This is a genomic window from Phyllobacterium sp. (genome assembly GCF_037994405.1).
In the GTDB taxonomy this organism is placed as follows: domain Bacteria; phylum Pseudomonadota; class Alphaproteobacteria; order Rhizobiales; family Rhizobiaceae; genus Phyllobacterium.
The window spans coordinates 15,058-29,046 of sequence record NZ_JBBNAN010000102.1 but is presented as its reverse complement, the minus strand read 5'-3'; the positions used below and the strand labels follow the sequence as shown (position 1 = coordinate 29,046).

General features: G+C 57.5%; 12 protein-coding genes, 1 tRNA gene and 1 pseudogene. 6 read left to right on the top strand and 8 right to left on the bottom strand.

The window, feature by feature from the left end; translation table 11 throughout:
- Positions 1 to 573: 573 nt before the first annotated feature.
- The 8 genes from AAAC48_RS06180 to AAAC48_RS06145 all read right to left on the bottom strand — a co-directional run bounded on the left by AAAC48_RS06180 (position 574) and on the right by AAAC48_RS06145 (position 7,953).
- Positions 574 to 1,080 carry a hypothetical protein gene (locus AAAC48_RS06180; protein ID WP_340653341.1) on the bottom strand — a complete coding sequence of 169 codons (507 nt, stop codon included), beginning with the start codon at positions 1,078 to 1,080 and terminating at the stop codon, positions 574 to 576.
- A gap of 112 nt (positions 1,081 to 1,192) precedes the next feature.
- Positions 1,193 to 1,282, bottom strand: a tRNA-Ser gene (locus AAAC48_RS06175).
- A gap of 276 nt (positions 1,283 to 1,558) precedes the next feature.
- Positions 1,559 to 2,941, bottom strand: coding sequence for an FAD-binding oxidoreductase (locus AAAC48_RS06170; protein WP_340653340.1), 1,383 nt, complete (start codon positions 2,939 to 2,941; stop codon positions 1,559 to 1,561).
- On the bottom strand, positions 2,938 to 3,750 hold the full coding sequence (locus AAAC48_RS06165; protein ID WP_340653339.1) for an ABC transporter permease: 813 nt from the start codon (positions 3,748 to 3,750) through the stop codon (positions 2,938 to 2,940). The genes AAAC48_RS06170 and AAAC48_RS06165 overlap by 4 nt, the downstream gene beginning before the upstream one ends.
- A gap of 9 nt (positions 3,751 to 3,759) precedes the next feature.
- The gene (locus tag AAAC48_RS06160) at positions 3,760 to 4,593 is read right to left on the bottom strand and encodes an ABC transporter permease (protein ID WP_340653338.1); all 834 of its coding nucleotides are present in this window, start codon (positions 4,591 to 4,593) and stop codon (positions 3,760 to 3,762) included.
- Between the two features lie 70 nt (positions 4,594 to 4,663).
- Entirely contained in the window at positions 4,664 to 5,779 is a 1,116-nt protein-coding gene (locus AAAC48_RS06155; protein ID WP_340653337.1) for an ABC transporter substrate-binding protein, read from the bottom strand.
- Positions 5,780 to 5,825: 46 nt separating this feature from the next.
- The gene (locus AAAC48_RS06150) at positions 5,826 to 6,932 is read right to left on the bottom strand and encodes an ABC transporter ATP-binding protein (RefSeq protein WP_340653336.1); all 1,107 of its coding nucleotides are present in this window, start codon (positions 6,930 to 6,932) and stop codon (positions 5,826 to 5,828) included.
- Between the two features lie 130 nt (positions 6,933 to 7,062).
- Entirely contained in the window at positions 7,063 to 7,953 is an 891-nt protein-coding gene (locus tag AAAC48_RS06145; RefSeq protein ID WP_099998894.1) for a LysR substrate-binding domain-containing protein, read from the bottom strand.
- 112 nt (positions 7,954 to 8,065) lie between these two features.
- On the opposite strand from AAAC48_RS06145, the gene AAAC48_RS06140 reads away from it, so the two are divergent.
- The 6 genes and pseudogenes from AAAC48_RS06140 (at position 8,066) to AAAC48_RS06115 (ending at position 13,969) form a co-directional block, all read left to right on the top strand.
- A complete protein-coding gene (locus AAAC48_RS06140; RefSeq protein WP_340653335.1) occupies positions 8,066 to 9,652 on the top strand; it encodes an amidohydrolase in 1,587 nt (528 codons plus the stop codon).
- A 17-nt stretch (positions 9,653 to 9,669) separates the two neighbouring features.
- Entirely contained in the window at positions 9,670 to 10,605 is a 936-nt protein-coding gene (locus AAAC48_RS06135) for a dimethylarginine dimethylaminohydrolase family protein (RefSeq protein ID WP_340653334.1), read from the top strand.
- A gap of 173 nt (positions 10,606 to 10,778) precedes the next feature.
- Positions 10,779 to 11,660 carry a glycine betaine ABC transporter substrate-binding protein gene (locus AAAC48_RS06130; protein ID WP_340653333.1) on the top strand — a complete coding sequence of 294 codons (882 nt, stop codon included), beginning with the start codon at positions 10,779 to 10,781 and terminating at the stop codon, positions 11,658 to 11,660.
- Positions 11,661 to 11,776: 116 nt separating this feature from the next.
- A complete protein-coding gene (locus AAAC48_RS06125; protein WP_340653332.1) occupies positions 11,777 to 12,394 on the top strand; it encodes an ABC transporter permease in 618 nt (205 codons plus the stop codon).
- 4 nt (positions 12,395 to 12,398) lie between these two features.
- A complete protein-coding gene (locus AAAC48_RS06120) occupies positions 12,399 to 13,040 on the top strand; it encodes an ABC transporter permease (RefSeq protein ID WP_340653331.1) in 642 nt (213 codons plus the stop codon).
- Positions 13,037 to 13,969, top strand: a pseudogene (locus AAAC48_RS06115) (ABC transporter ATP-binding protein). Before AAAC48_RS06120 ends, AAAC48_RS06115 begins: the two are co-directional and overlap by 4 nt.
- Positions 13,970 to 13,989: the final 20 nt, after the last annotated feature.

Here is a 13,989-nt window from a genome sequence, read left to right as displayed (position 1 = left end):
GGTAGCGACGCGGAACACCTTGCCAGAGCCCGAGTGCGAGCAATCCGATCGCAACGACACGCACCAGCTTGGGGACAAGGCGTGTCCAGGTCCATCTCAAGCGGGTACGTGCGCAGTTGGCCCGCGTTAACTGATTTCCGGTGCGAGCTTGGATACGAGGTTCCTTGTCTCGACGTAGACCGGTTCGTCGCGACGTCCGGGCTTGGCGATCGTAATGTGGTCTTCCCGGATGGGTGTCGGTGTGCAGTTCGGAAGCCCTGGGTCTGATGAATCGGGGGGACGATCCGGCCAAAGACGGTGTTGGCCATCTCGTAATTGGCAAGGTGCTTGAGCTGGCCTCGACGTGTCTTGACGAATTCGCGATATCCAAAATTGAGATCGCGTAGTTCCGGCTTGTTGGCAACCAGCGTCACATATCGTCGATCTGATCAGCGAGGAAGTCGAGCACGTATCTGAACCATTGCGTCTGTTGGCAGAGACCATTCGCATCTCAGAACTGAAAACAGCATTTAGGCTTTTGGTTGATCGTTTAAACCAACCAAATCCATAGTTCAGACGAAAGTGCCATACCGCCTAGAGCTTGCCCCTGAGCGGCGGCCCGCAAACGGTATTTTTCGGCCGCATGATTTTCGCATGCAATTCGGCGATGCGGGTGACCGTTTCGAAACCGGGCGCTTTGACCTCGCTGCGCGCATAGCGATGGATGGTGGATCGCGCCAAGCCGGTCTGTTCGGCGATGCGGCTGTCGTTGAGCCCGGCCTGATGCAAGGCGTCAATCATGCTTTGGAACGAGTCGGGGCGCGTGGCGGCAAAATACAACCGCGAACGCAAAAGGGAAAAATCGGCCTTCAATGGGGTCAGGTTGCTCCAAGGCGGGCCAAGGAACGCGGTTCGGGGCAGGGTCCTAGAACATGCAAAGGCGGCCAGTTTTGGACGCTGACCGCCCTCGTTCAGCACCACCCAACCAAAAATGGTGGACGTGCCATGCCTTGCTAAACCTCGTCGGCTCAAAGCCGTGGAACGTTTCTTGGGCCTTTGGGCACTGGGCATTTCACCGCTGGCCACTTGCCACTGGTTCATCTGGCTGTCCGCGAGTTGCGGATGTTCTCTGTCACAGAACGCCACAGAACAAACACTGAACCTGATGCGGCAATCTGTCAAATGGAATTGAACGATACGGAAAGAAAGAAACTGGCGGAAGGGGTGGGATTTGAACCCACGGTACGGTTCCCCGCACGCTAGTTTTCAAGACTAGTGCCTTAAACCACTCGGCCACCCTTCCATCCATTTGCGGCATTTTTTGCCGCCGCCATATTAAAGCCTTGTAAACATTAGGCTTTTTTAGGCGTGGCAACGGTTTTCAAGACCGTTGCCTAAAACCACTCGGCCACTCTTCCAGCCTTTGTATAACGCTCTCAATTTCTCGGAGCGAGAACAACCGGAACCCGGTTGTCAGGGCGTTACACGCGGCCTTTATAGCTTTTCGCATTGCGGCGTCAACCTGCTCCATCGAGCGAAATTTGCCGTCGCGCTTCAGACTGCGTTTTAGCGCAAGATCTCAGCCAATAATCTTGCCCGGGTTCATGATGCCATTTGGGTCGATTGTCTGCTTGATTAACCGCATCAGACCGAGCTTCACCGGATCAATCAGGCTCTGCAACTCCGGCTTCTTTTCCAGGCCGATTCCGTGTTCGGCGGAGAATGAGCCGCCCATTTCCTTCAGATTGGTATAGATCACGGCCTTCACTGCGTCCTTGTCGGGATTGACCGTTTCACCGGCGACGCCAATATGCAGATTGCCATCGCCAAGATGGCCAAACACGAAGCCTCGCACGTCGGATCCCAGCGCGGCGATGCCACGGTTGAATTGCTTCAGCCAGGTCTCCAATTCCTGGAGCGGAACGGAAATATCGAACCAGTAGCCACTTGGATAGACGCGATTGACCACGCTGCTGTCTTCGCGAATGGTCCAGATTTCGTTGCGCTCTTTCTCGCTCTGCGCAAGGACGGCATCGACAACCAGACCCTCATCGACCGCCGATGTCAGTGCCTCTTCAAGGGCCGATTGCGCCGTCAGTTGATCGCTGGCGTCAATTTCAAGGATGAGATAGGCGGGCGCTTCAATGAAGGCAGCCAAAGAGGCGGGACCGAGATTCGCTGAAGCCAGAGCAAAATAGTCGCGCGCCATGAACTCGGCGCGCAGGAGACTGAGGCTCCGATCGCGCTGCAGTTTTTGGAACAGTGATACGGCGTCTGTCGCGGATGGGCAGGCGACGAGCGCAGTCGCGGTGAATTTGTCCGCCGATGCGAGCTTGATGACCGCACGCGTTATAATGCCAAGTGTACCTTCGGCGCCGATGAACAATTGCTTGAGGTCATAGCCTTCGTTGCATTTCGTGACCTGCGCCATGTCGCTGATGATCGAACCGTCCGGCAGTACTGCTTCCAGCCCCAGGACCCGATGACGCATGATGCCGTGCCGGAAGGCTTCCATGCCGCCGGCATTGGTCGAGATCATGCCGCCGATCGTGGCGCTGCCGCGCGCGGCGATATCGATGCCGGTGGAGAGATCCCTTTGCGCGGCTGCCTCCTGCAGTGCCTGCAGCGTGACGCCACCTTCGACGATGGCTGTTGCGGCCGAAGCCGAGAGCGATTCAATGCGGTTCATTGCGGCAAGCGACAGGATGATTTCCCCGGCCGCCGATACGCCGCCCCCTGCAAGACCGGTACGGCCGCCATGCGGCACCACGGCGATCCGTCGCTCGTTGCAAAGGCGAAGAATCGATGAGACCTGCCCGGTATTGCGGGGGATCACCATGACACCGGCGTCGAGATTATGCTCGTCGGAACCGGGGTGGATAAGGTCAAGTGCTTCGCCTGTCTTCAGGCCGTCCGCACCTACGATCGAACGGAGGTTGGCAAGAATGTCTTCCGCTATCATTGGGGTTCTGACGCTCCGCGCCGTTCAATGAAGATTCGAAGGCCGAGTATGATGGCGGTGACAAGGATCAACACGACGGAGATCGCTGCAATGGCGGGGTCGATATTGTCACGCAGGCCCATCCACATCAGGCGGGGCAGGGTGATCGCATTGACGCTGGTGATGAACAGGGTGACACCGATCTCTTCCCATGAAAGCACGAAGGCGAGAAGCGCGGCCGTGGCGATGCCAAACTTGATATTGGGGATGATGATCCTGAAGGCACGTGTCGCCAGATTTGCACCGAGGCCGCGTGCGGCAAGGTCAATGCGCCGGTCGACCTGATACAACGCGACGAGAATGAGCACGACCGCAAAGGGTGTGATCATTACGGCATGTGCCAGCGCAACGCCGATCCAGGTGTCGTAGCCGATCCAATCGTTGAAGGCGGAAAGCGTGGTCATCAGGAAATACAGCGTCATGGCCGAGACAACTGGCGGCACCACAAGTGGCAGGAGCACGAAACCGATCAATACCGCTGAAAAACGTGGCTGAAACATCCAGATGCCAAGGCCGAACATGGTCGCAAGCGCAGTCGCAATCGCACTCGACAGAATACCGATGCGCAGACTGAGCAGAATGCTCTGGCCCCAGGCAGGATTGTCGATCAACGCCTGGTAGTGCCGAAGTGAGAGGGTGCCCGACGGCATGGAGAGAAAGCGGGCGGGTGTGAATGACACTGGAATGACCGCAATCAGCGGCATCAGCAGGAACAGTGCGACGGCTGTGGCGACAATCAGCAGAACGGGACCGGGACGGGATGATTGCATGCTCGCTCCTTATCCCACCAGATGCGCGGGCTTGATGAAGCGCCGCATGAGGGCAAGAAGAATGCCGATGAACAGCACCAGAACCACGCTGATCGCCGAACCGAGACCCCAATCCGGGCTCTGGAAGATGCGCAGATAGACGAGTTCAGCCACCATGACGCTACGGCCGCCACCAAGGATTGCGGGAGTGACGAAGAAGCCGAGCGCAAAGACGAAGACGATGAGCGCCGCACCGATCAGGCCGCCATAGGTCAGCGGCACGAACACGGTCCAGAATATCCGGGTGCGCGAAGCGCCCATGCCGCGCGCGGCGAGCAGGACCCGTTCATCGATGCTGCGCATGGCCGAAGCAATCGGAAATACAGCGAATGGGATGAGAAAATGCGTCATGCCGATGATGACACCGAGTTCATTGCGCGCCAGCGCCAGCGGTTCGCTGATGATACCGGCCGATTGCAGCCATGTGTTGATGAGGCCACGGTTAGACAGCATTGCCAGCCAGCCGAAAGCGCGCGTCAGCACCGATATCCAGAAGGGCACGAGGATGCAGAACTCTGCCAGCATGCGCTGCACGGAACTGCCGCGCACCCAGACATAGGCGATCGCGTAGGCCGCAACGAGGGACGCGGCCGTCACGACGAGACAGATGCGCAGGGTGCGAACAAAGACCGACTGGACAAGAGGATCGGTAATGAGCGCGCGATACTGACCAAGCCCAGGCTCCGGCAAGGTGAAGCTCCAGCGCACGACCCCCAGAAAGGGAACGACGTAGGCGAGGCCGAGAAACAGCAAGAGCGGTGCCAGCAGCAATATCTTCCTAGAGGTGGCCGACTTTCCGATCATTCAGTGTCTTTCATGCATGATCCATCAATGGAGGCGGCGCGAGAGTCTCAACTCCCGCGCCACTGCTGCCTCAAGCCGAGATGACCTTCGTATATTCGTCGAACGCCTTGCCGTAATTCTCGGCATACCATTCCATGTTCAGCGGAATCTGCTTCGCCATGTTGGCTGGATCGACGCAATTCACCCGCTTTTTGTCGGCCGGGATCAGCGCGTCAGTGGCCGGGTTGGCTGGACCCTGACCAAGTAAATTGAACATCTCCAATTGCCGTTCTGGCGCTTGGGCGCTGGCTATGAATTTCATGGCGTTGTCCTTGCCGCCGGGATTGCCCTTCATCACCCCAAGCGCGCCGGGCGAGATCAAACCCTGATCCCAGATGAATTTGATGTTGCCGCCGGAATCCTGCTCGAGCAGCTGGGCACGAGTGGACCAGATGAGAGCCATCGACGCTTCGCCATTCATCAAAACCGACTGACTTTCGGCACCACCGCCCCAATAGGCCACGACGTTTTCCTTGAATGCCGCAATCTTGTCATGCGCACGCTTGAGGTCGAGCGGATAAAGCTTTTCCGGTGCAACGCCATCGGCCAGCAATGCTGCTTCCCACATGGCCGATCCCCATTTGTAGAGCGATCGTTTGCCGGGGAATTTCTTGACGTCGAAGAAATCGGCCATGCCTGTCGGAGCCTGGTCCCCGAACTTGGACGCGTCGTAGGCGATGATATAGGAAAAGAAATAGGTCGAGGCGGCGTGGTCCCAGCCGAAGCCCGGCCGCATCTTGTTCTTGTCGACGACCTTGTAGTCGATTTCTTCAAGCATGCCCTGCTTGCCGAGCGAAATGCCGGAGAACGGATCGATGTCGAGCAGATCCCAGCTCGGCTTGCCGCTCTTGAATTGGGCAGTGATGGCGCCTTCTGTTGGGCCTGAGCCATCCATCTTGACAGTTATTCCGGTCTCCTTGGTGAAGGGCTGGCCGTAGGCCTTGTCATAGGCGGTCATGGCGTCACCGCCCCAGTTAACCAGGACGAGCTCCTTTGCCTGGGCATAGGACCCGGTAGCGCGCAGGAGGGCGGGGGCACCAGCAAGCAGCATCGCCGCCATTTGCGTAAACCGCCGTCGGCTGATTTCTCCCTTCTCGACCTTGCTTGCGAGGATTTCGAGGCAGTCTTTTTGAAATGCGTTATCCATTTTGTTTCCCTCTGGATTGTTATTGTCACATTCCTGATGCTGCCGCTTAACCTCCGGCAGGCAGCAAAAATCCCTGATGCACCGGCCACGACACCCAAACATCGGTCTGCGGTGCAATGGGCGATATCGCGGCAGTCGGCATCGAAACCGCCAGATTTGTTCCGTTGCGCGTCTGCAAATGGTATTTGGTCGATGCGCCGAAATAGGTCGCGCCCTGAACCTTGCAGGTGATGGCATTGCAGTTGCCGTTTTGCGGCGCTGCGGAGATGACCATGTGCTCAGGGCGGACGGCTGCCACGCCTCTTGGTCCGGTCATTGGCATGGTCCTGTTGAGAACGATCGTCCGTTCCTCGAATTGTCCGGCTGCACGATCGCCTTCAAGCCGCAGAGCGTCCAGTGGCAAGAGATTGATTTCGCCCAGGAATTCTGCAACGAAGCGGCTGGCAGGACGCTCATAGACGTCCTGCGGCTTCCCAACCTGCAAAAGCTCGCCATGATTGAAAATGGCGACGCGTGAGGAGAGGGCGAGCGCTTCGGACTGGTCATGGGTGACGAAGACGAAAGTCGTGCCGGTTTCCTCATGTAGCCGCTTCACCTCCTGCTGCATCATTTCGCGCAGGTTCTTGTCGAGCGCGGAGAAAGGCTCATCGAGCAGGAGCACCGAGGGCTCAAAGACCAGGGCGCGGGCGAGGGCCACGCGCTGCTGCTGGCCACCGGAGAGTTTGGCGGGCAGCTTCTTTTCGTGGCCGCTCAAACCGACGCGCTGCACCATCTCGCCAACCTTGCGCTTGATATCTGAGGAGGAGCGGCCGCGTACTTTCAGCGGAAAGGCGATGTTCTGTTCGACAGTCAGGTGCGGAAACAGCGCATAGCCCTGAAAAACCATCCCATAAGAGCGATCTTCGGCCGGTACGCCGGTGATGTCCTTGCCGTCCATCACCAAGCGGCCGGTGGTCGGTGCCGTGAAGCCGGCGAGGATCATCAGGAAGGTCGTCTTGCCCGACCCTGAGGGCCCGAGGAGAGTGAGAAACTCGCCGCGACCGATGTCGAGCGAGAGATTTTTCAGCGCATGAAACGCGCCAAATGTCTTGCCAATCGATACAGCCTTGATCTCGGCGGCTTTCGGGTCACCCAGTTGAATGCTTTGAGGCATTGATCGACCTATTCCCCTTATTTTGTCAGGAGCCTAGGCACAATCTGCGGTTACGACAATTGAATTATATTACCGCGATACGTGAATGAAATTCACGCCAAGCTTGTTCCGGACGCGCATGATCTGAACGTCAGGCATTCCGGGTCTGCGACAGACGCGACTTCAACCATTCCGTGAATGCAAGCTGGGCTGGATGGTCGATCCGGGCATAATCTGTAACCAGAAAATAGGATTTTGGCGACTTTATGCTGAGGTCGAATGGCCGGATGAGTTGACCTGCTCTCATGGCTTTGCGGCATGTCAGTTCATCACCCATGGCAATGCCCTGAGCGGTGATCGCCGCTGAATAGACCAGATTCATATCGGAGAAGACGATTCCGCGCTCTGAATCCGGGTTATCGACATTGGCGAGCGCCAGCCAGCGGGTCCAGTCTTCGAAATCGCCGAGATGCAGCAACGGCGCCCGCAGAATATCCTTCGGTTCGGCAATGCCACCAAGATTGTTAAGAAGGACAGGACTGCAAAGCGGCGTAAATTCCACCTCGCACAGAAGCTCGACCGAACGATTCGGCCAGTTGCCATCCCCGAAGGCGATGAAGAGATCAACGCTGGCGTCAGTCACATCGTCGAGCTTACGCGGGGTTATGATGCGCAATGCCACATCGGGATATTTCTCCTGGAACTCGGCGATATGCGTGCACAGCCAGAGCGATGCAAAGCCCGCGGTACAGCTAACGCACAGCGATCCACCTGTGCCCGCGGGGCTTTGCCGTCCGCCCGCATCATCGATGACGATCAAGGCCTTGCGAACATCATTGGCATATTTGCGCCCGCGCGGCGTCAGCGTGACGCCCTTGCCGTCCCGTTGCAAAAGTTCAAAGCCAAGATCGCGCTCAAGCAGGCGCAATTGGTGGCTGACGGCACTGCGGGTCAGATGCAATTCCTCGGCGGCACGCCAGACGCTGCCATGCCTCGCAAAACTTTCCAGCGCACGAAGTGCCTGGGTGGATGGAATGCGCATCAAACATGTCCTTGAGGGCGAAGAGGTGAATAGAATTTGCACGTTTTGAAAAAACATATCACTTTTTGTCCCGCCTTCCAGATGATTATCTCCCGGCAGCGGGAGATGGAAGTTGATCACGGCAGCAGCGACATCAGCATTGAAATTTGTTGACGATCACAAGTCTGATCTGTCGTCCTGGACCCGTACAATCTTTGATTTCGGCGAAACCGCATGGCGCGAATATCAATCGGCTGACTGGTATGTCACCCGGCTGCGTCAGGAGGGCTTTGACGTCGAGGTCGGCTCGGGCGGCATGCCAACAGCATTCTGTGCGCATTGGATCAACAAAACGGGTACGAGCGGCAAGGCGCCGACGATCGGTATGTATGCCGAATATGATGCGGTACCCGGCAATTGCCAGGACGCATCGACGGTCAAGCGACCGCGGTCCGGCCTGAACGAACACGCGGGCGGCCATACAGACCCTCATTCCGGTCTTGGCATATCCAGTCTTGGCGGTTTGCTGGCGGCCAAGGCGGCCATGGAAAAACACGGCATCGCTGGCACACTGCGGTTCACCGGCGAGCCAGCGGAAAAAGTGCGCGGTTCAAAGCCCATTCATGCCGCCAAGGGCTATTATGACGGGTTGGATGGCATGATCTCCTTCCATCCGTTCTATATGCTTCCATTGTGCAATACAGTGCGGTGGGATACCCATTGCGGCGCCGCCTATTCGATGATCTATCGCTTTATCTGCGATCAGGGGGAGCGCTGGGGTCTGAGCGATGGCGCGCCGATCCCGCAATCGCATTCGGCGGTTCGAGCACCGGGCGCGAATGACGCGCTGATGATGATGTATATGGCATCGAAGGCGCTGCGCGATTCCATGCTGGCGCATCAAGGCGGATGGTCGATCAGCGAAGCGATCCTGACAGCGGGGCAGGCGACGGCAGATAATCTTCCGGCCGGGCTTGCCGAGATTCAGTACATGATGCGTGTGCCGACCATTGCGATGGCTGAGCAGGTTACGGCGATACTCGACCGCAATGCCGATCACGCCGCGGCAATGACGGGCTGCCGGGTGGAGCGCCATTGGGTTTGCAAGTCGCGTCCGGGCCTTGCCAATCACGCCATGGCGAAGATCACCTGGGACGCGCTGAGCACAGTTGGTGCGCCGCGCTGGAACGAAACGGCCAGAGCGATTGCCCGCGAAATCCAGGTGAACGCTGGGATCGAAGCGATGGAGGAGCCATTCATCGACGAATGTGAGACCCTGATTTCGCCCCAGAACGCTGAAGCGATCCTGCGGCGGGATCTCCCACCATCACAGATCAATTCCACCTCGGATGATTATACGGACATGACCTGGCATGCACCGACCGTTCGCTTCTACGTCGCACGACCCGCACTGAAGGCGCCCAAGGGCTTCGCGTACCCCGGCTGGGTGATGAATGCGCTCGGCGGCATTTCGGAAACCATCGATCCGATGGTGATTTGTGCTGCAAAAGCTGTGGCGCTGACCGCTCTGCGCCTGCTCGAAGACGAAGGTGCGCGAGGCCAGGCAAAGGACGAATTTATCCAACGGACAGGTGGAGGCGTTGGCGGTTCGAAATGGATTGCCCCGCTTTGTGACTACGAACCGCCAATCCGTTTCCGCTGGCCGGAATATGTAACAACTGCGCGCGGGCGCGAGTGGTGGATACCCACCGGCACTTGAAGAGGAGACGAAAACCGATGACACGTCACGAACAGAGCTTTGCCGCCGATGCATTCACGCTGAAACGTCGTAATCCAAATGGTGGCACCGAGCCGCTGAACGGCTGGGGGTTTCGCAACGAGACGGACCCGCTTACCGATGTTCTGTTGGGGTCGCCTGCTTTTCTGCGACACATGGCGACCAGTTCACTATCGCGCAAACACTTGCGCGAGGCACCGTGCAACATCCAGACTGCGCAGGCTCAGCATAAGGAGCTCGTCGCCGCATACGAACATTTTGGCGTGAAGATCCACTGGCATGAGCCGGAGCCGGAGCTGCCGATGCAGGTCTATTCGCGCGATTCCAGCGTCATGACCCCTTATGGTGCGATCATTACCGCCATGGCGAACTGGTGGCGGCGCGGCGAAAACTATGCGGCCATCCGCACCTATGAGCGACTGGGCATTCCCATCTACGATATGGTCACGGCGGGGACATTCGAGGGCGGCGACTTCAACGTCATCGAAGAAGGCTGCGTCCTGATTGGCTGCGGCGGCGCGCGTACACAGGAAGAGGGCGCCCGGCAGGTGGAAGAATGGTTCCGCAAGGAAGGCTGGGAGACGCGCCTTGCCTTTATCGACGAGTATTACGTCCATATCGATCTGATGGTCGTGCCGATCGCACCAAAATTGACAGCTGTTTGCCTTGCCTGCACAGAGCCCGGTATCGTCGACTGGCTGAAGGCCAAGGGCCATGAAATCATCGATGTACCTTTCCAGGATACGATGAACCTCGGCTGCAATTTCATGTCGCTCGGCAAGGACCGGATCATCGCACCAACCTCCAGCAAGACGCTGATCGAAAAGTTGAGGGCGAGGGGTTTTGAAGTTGCTGCAGTCGACATGAGCGAAATCTCCAAAACCGGTGGCGGCATCCATTGTATGGCGCAGGCGCTTCTGCGTTCACCCGATTAAGTCATTCCTGACAAGAGTCGTCAGTTGCAATTCGCTGGTAAATAATTTCTACTTCTACGGGAAACATTGCAATATTCATCTGCGAACTTGCCACCCGAGATTGCTAGCATGCGAATTCGACAACGAAACCAGTAGGATCGCACAAGATCCTACAGTAGCTTGCAGGGAAAATCATGATCTTGAAAAGTGTCGCCACGATTGGGCTTGGCGTATTAGTGGCTTTAACGGCTGCGACGTCCAGCTTCGCCCAAACGGTGAAGATTGGCAGTAAAAACTTTACCGAACAGTTCGTGGTCGCCGAAATCTATGCGCAGGCGCTGGAAAAGGCGGGGATCACAGTCGAGCGCCGGCTTAATCTTGGAGCGACGCTGATTGCCCATTCGGCGCTGACCAATGGCGAAATCGATCTCTATCCGGAATACACAGGGACGGCATTGGCCGCGGTGGTCAAGGGTGATCTGTCCGGCTCGGCCGACAAAATCTACAAAGACGTCAAGGACTATTACGAAAAGAACCTGCAACTGACGCTGCTCGATCCGACGCAGATCAATAATGGCTACGCCATCATCACGCTTCCCGAAACTGCCGAGAAGTATAAGCTCAAGACACTGACCGATCTCGGTCCAGCATCGAAGTACCTTTCTTTCGGTGCGGAAGGCGGGTTTGGCGAGCGCAAGGATGGATTGCCTGGCCTGAAAAAGACCTACGGTATCGAGTTCAAGGACTTCCGTATCTTCGCCAAGCTCGGCATTCGCTATAGCGCGTTGACCAGCAAGAACATCGATGTGTCTTACGGCTTCAGCACTGACTGGCAGATCGCCGACAGTAATCTGGTCGTGCTCGATGACGACAAGCATCTTTTCCCGCCCTACTACCTCGTGCCGGTCGTTCGTCAGGACGCCTTGGCCAAAAATCCGAAAATTGCGGAAATACTCAACAAGGTCAGCCCGCTCCTCAACAATGAGAACATGCGCGCACTTAACGCTGCAGTTGAGCGGGACAAGAAGGAGCCGAAGGAAGTCGCCGAAGAATTCCTGAAGGAAAAGGGCATTTGATTTTATCAAGGCGGAACCTAAGCGTTCCGCCGGTGATTTGGACCTGGCGCGGCGGAGGTGATCTCATCTCCGCTGTTTCATTGGTGTGATTTGACGATGCAGGCAGGACGGCATTCTTGAATTGGGCTCCCAAAAACATCCCCGAAATTCTAACCGCGACCTGGCAGCATCTCGTGCTGTCGGTTTCGTCGGTGCTGATCGGGCTGGTGATTGCGTTGATCCTCGGCATCATTTGTGCACGCCGGCCCAAGCTTTACGCCGTGGTTTTGACAATTACCGGCATCATTTTCGTCATCCCGAGTCTTGCGCTGTTCGCATTGCTCATTCCCTGGCTTGGCCTCGGAACAAAGCCGGCATTGGTTGGGCTATCCTCCTATTGTCTGCTGATTCTCCTGCGCAATGTCGTGACCGGTTTGCGTGGTGTTCCAGCGGATGTTCTCGATGCGGCTGACGGCATGGGCTACAATGCCTGGCAGCGTCTCGTACACATTGAGTTGCCGCTGGCACTGCCGCTGATCGTTTCGGGCATTCGCATCGCGCTTGTGACAGTGATCGGCATTGCCACGGTCGCGGCCTTCATCGATGGCGGTGGGTTGGGCACAATCATTCTGATGGGAATCGATCAGAGCTATACGGAGAAAATCCTTGTCGGCGGTGTTCTGACGGCGCTGATGGCGACATTTTTCGACGTCGTTCTGAGCCAGGCAGAAAGACTCCTGGTTCGGGGGCGGTGAAGAGATGCTGAGCACCGCTTTCTCCTGGATCATCAACAACCAGCCAGAATTCTATGAGGCACTTGGCCGGCATCTGGTTATGTCGGGCGTCTCATTGGCCTTCGCGCTCGCCATCGGCCTGCCGCTTGCGATCCTCATTATCAATCGCGGTGGCCTGGCCTTTGCGGTGATCAACACGATCAACGCTTTGCGCACGATACCAAGCCTCGCGATCCTCGCTATCATGATGCCGCTGCTCGGTATCGGGTTGTGGCCGTCCATCGTAGCACTGACCGTTCTCGCTCTGCCGCCGATCCTGCTCAATGCTTTCATTGGCCTGCGCGACGTTGATCCCGATGCAGTCGAAGCTGCGACAGGCATGGGGATGAGCCGCGGTCAGGTCTTGCGCAAGATTCGTATTCCGCTCGCCGCGCCGGCGATGTTCGCAGGGGCGCGCACTGCCGCCGTGCAGGTGCTGGCTGGCGCGACACTGGCGCCGTTCATCGGCGGTGGCGGGCTTGGCGATTTCATTGCCGTTGGCATCAGCATGATGGACATGTCGCGCCTTCTGGTCGGCGCCATTCCGATCGCGCTGCTGGCGCTCGGAACCGAATTCATTCTTGGCCTCGCCGAAAAATTCTTCTTCGCAGAAAGATCGACCGCATGATCACAATGGACCATGTCACCAAACGCTATACGCAAGGCGGCGCTGCCTCGGTTGACGATCTGTCGATTGTGGTGCCGGAGGGCACCACGACGGCGCTGATCGGCCCTTCCGGTTGCGGCAAGACGACGACCATGCGGATGATCAACCGGCTGATCGATCCGACGGAAGGCAAGATCATTGTCAATGGCGAGGATGTCACCAAGGTTGATCCGGTGAACCTGCGTCGCCATATCGGCTATGTGATCCAGCAGGTCGGGTTGTTTCCGCACATGACGATTGCCCAGAATATCGCTGCCGTACCGAAATTGCTCGGCTGGGCGGAGGCGAAAATCAAAAGCCGGACGGAAGAATTGCTGCATCTCGTCGGACTTGATCCGAGGGAAATGCTCAAGCGCTATCCGCGGTAACTTTCAGGTGGCCAACGCCAGCGCATCGGTGTGGCACGTGCGCTGGCTGCGGATCCGCCGGTGCTGCTGATGGACGAACCCTTCGGTGCGATCGATCCGATCGCCCGGACGCGGCTCCAGGATGAGTTTCGCCAGATCCTGCAGCGCGTGCGCAAGACCGTCGTGCTTGTCACCCATGATCTCGATGAAGCCATTCGACTTGGCGATCGCATCGCCATCATGAAGAGCGGCAAGATCGTCCAATATGATACACCTGACACAATCCTGTCGCATCCTGCCGACGGGTTCGTGGAGAACTTCGTCGGAATCGATCGCGCGATCAAGCGGTTAAGCCTGTTCACCGTAAACGACGCCATGAACGGCGCGGCGCCACAAAAAGGCGCCAGCAAAATTGCGCCGACCAGTAATCTGCGCGATGCGCTGGCACTGATGGTGGCCGCCAACAGCGACGTTCTTGCAGTTGTGGATGATATGGGCGCCCTGAAAGGTCAACTGACACGGGACGCCATTTTCTCCGTCTGATCTGTGCTCACTTTGGGAGA

Bases quoted from the DNA above. Each gene is read 5' to 3' on its own strand.
- AAAC48_RS06180 (WP_340653341.1), bottom strand. From the start codon at position 1,080: ATGAACCAGTGGCAAGTGGCCAGCGGTGAAATGCCCAGTGCCCAAAGG.
- AAAC48_RS06170 (WP_340653340.1), bottom strand. From the start codon at position 2,941: ATGATAGCGGAAGACATTCTTGCCAACCTCCGTTCGATCGTAGGTGCG.
- AAAC48_RS06165 (WP_340653339.1), bottom strand. From the start codon at position 3,750: ATGCAATCATCCCGTCCCGGTCCCGTTCTGCTGATTGTCGCCACAGCC.
- AAAC48_RS06160 (WP_340653338.1), bottom strand. From the start codon at position 4,593: ATGATCGGAAAGTCGGCCACCTCTAGGAAGATATTGCTGCTGGCACCG.
- AAAC48_RS06155 (WP_340653337.1), bottom strand. From the start codon at position 5,779: ATGGATAACGCATTTCAAAAAGACTGCCTCGAAATCCTCGCAAGCAAG.
- AAAC48_RS06150 (WP_340653336.1), bottom strand. From the start codon at position 6,932: ATGCCTCAAAGCATTCAACTGGGTGACCCGAAAGCCGCCGAGATCAAG.
- AAAC48_RS06145 (WP_099998894.1), bottom strand. From the start codon at position 7,953: ATGCGCATTCCATCCACCCAGGCACTTCGTGCGCTGGAAAGTTTTGCG.
- AAAC48_RS06135 (WP_340653334.1), top strand. From the start codon at position 9,670: ATGACACGTCACGAACAGAGCTTTGCCGCCGATGCATTCACGCTGAAA.
- AAAC48_RS06130 (WP_340653333.1), top strand. From the start codon at position 10,779: ATGATCTTGAAAAGTGTCGCCACGATTGGGCTTGGCGTATTAGTGGCT.
- AAAC48_RS06120 (WP_340653331.1), top strand. From the start codon at position 12,399: ATGCTGAGCACCGCTTTCTCCTGGATCATCAACAACCAGCCAGAATTC.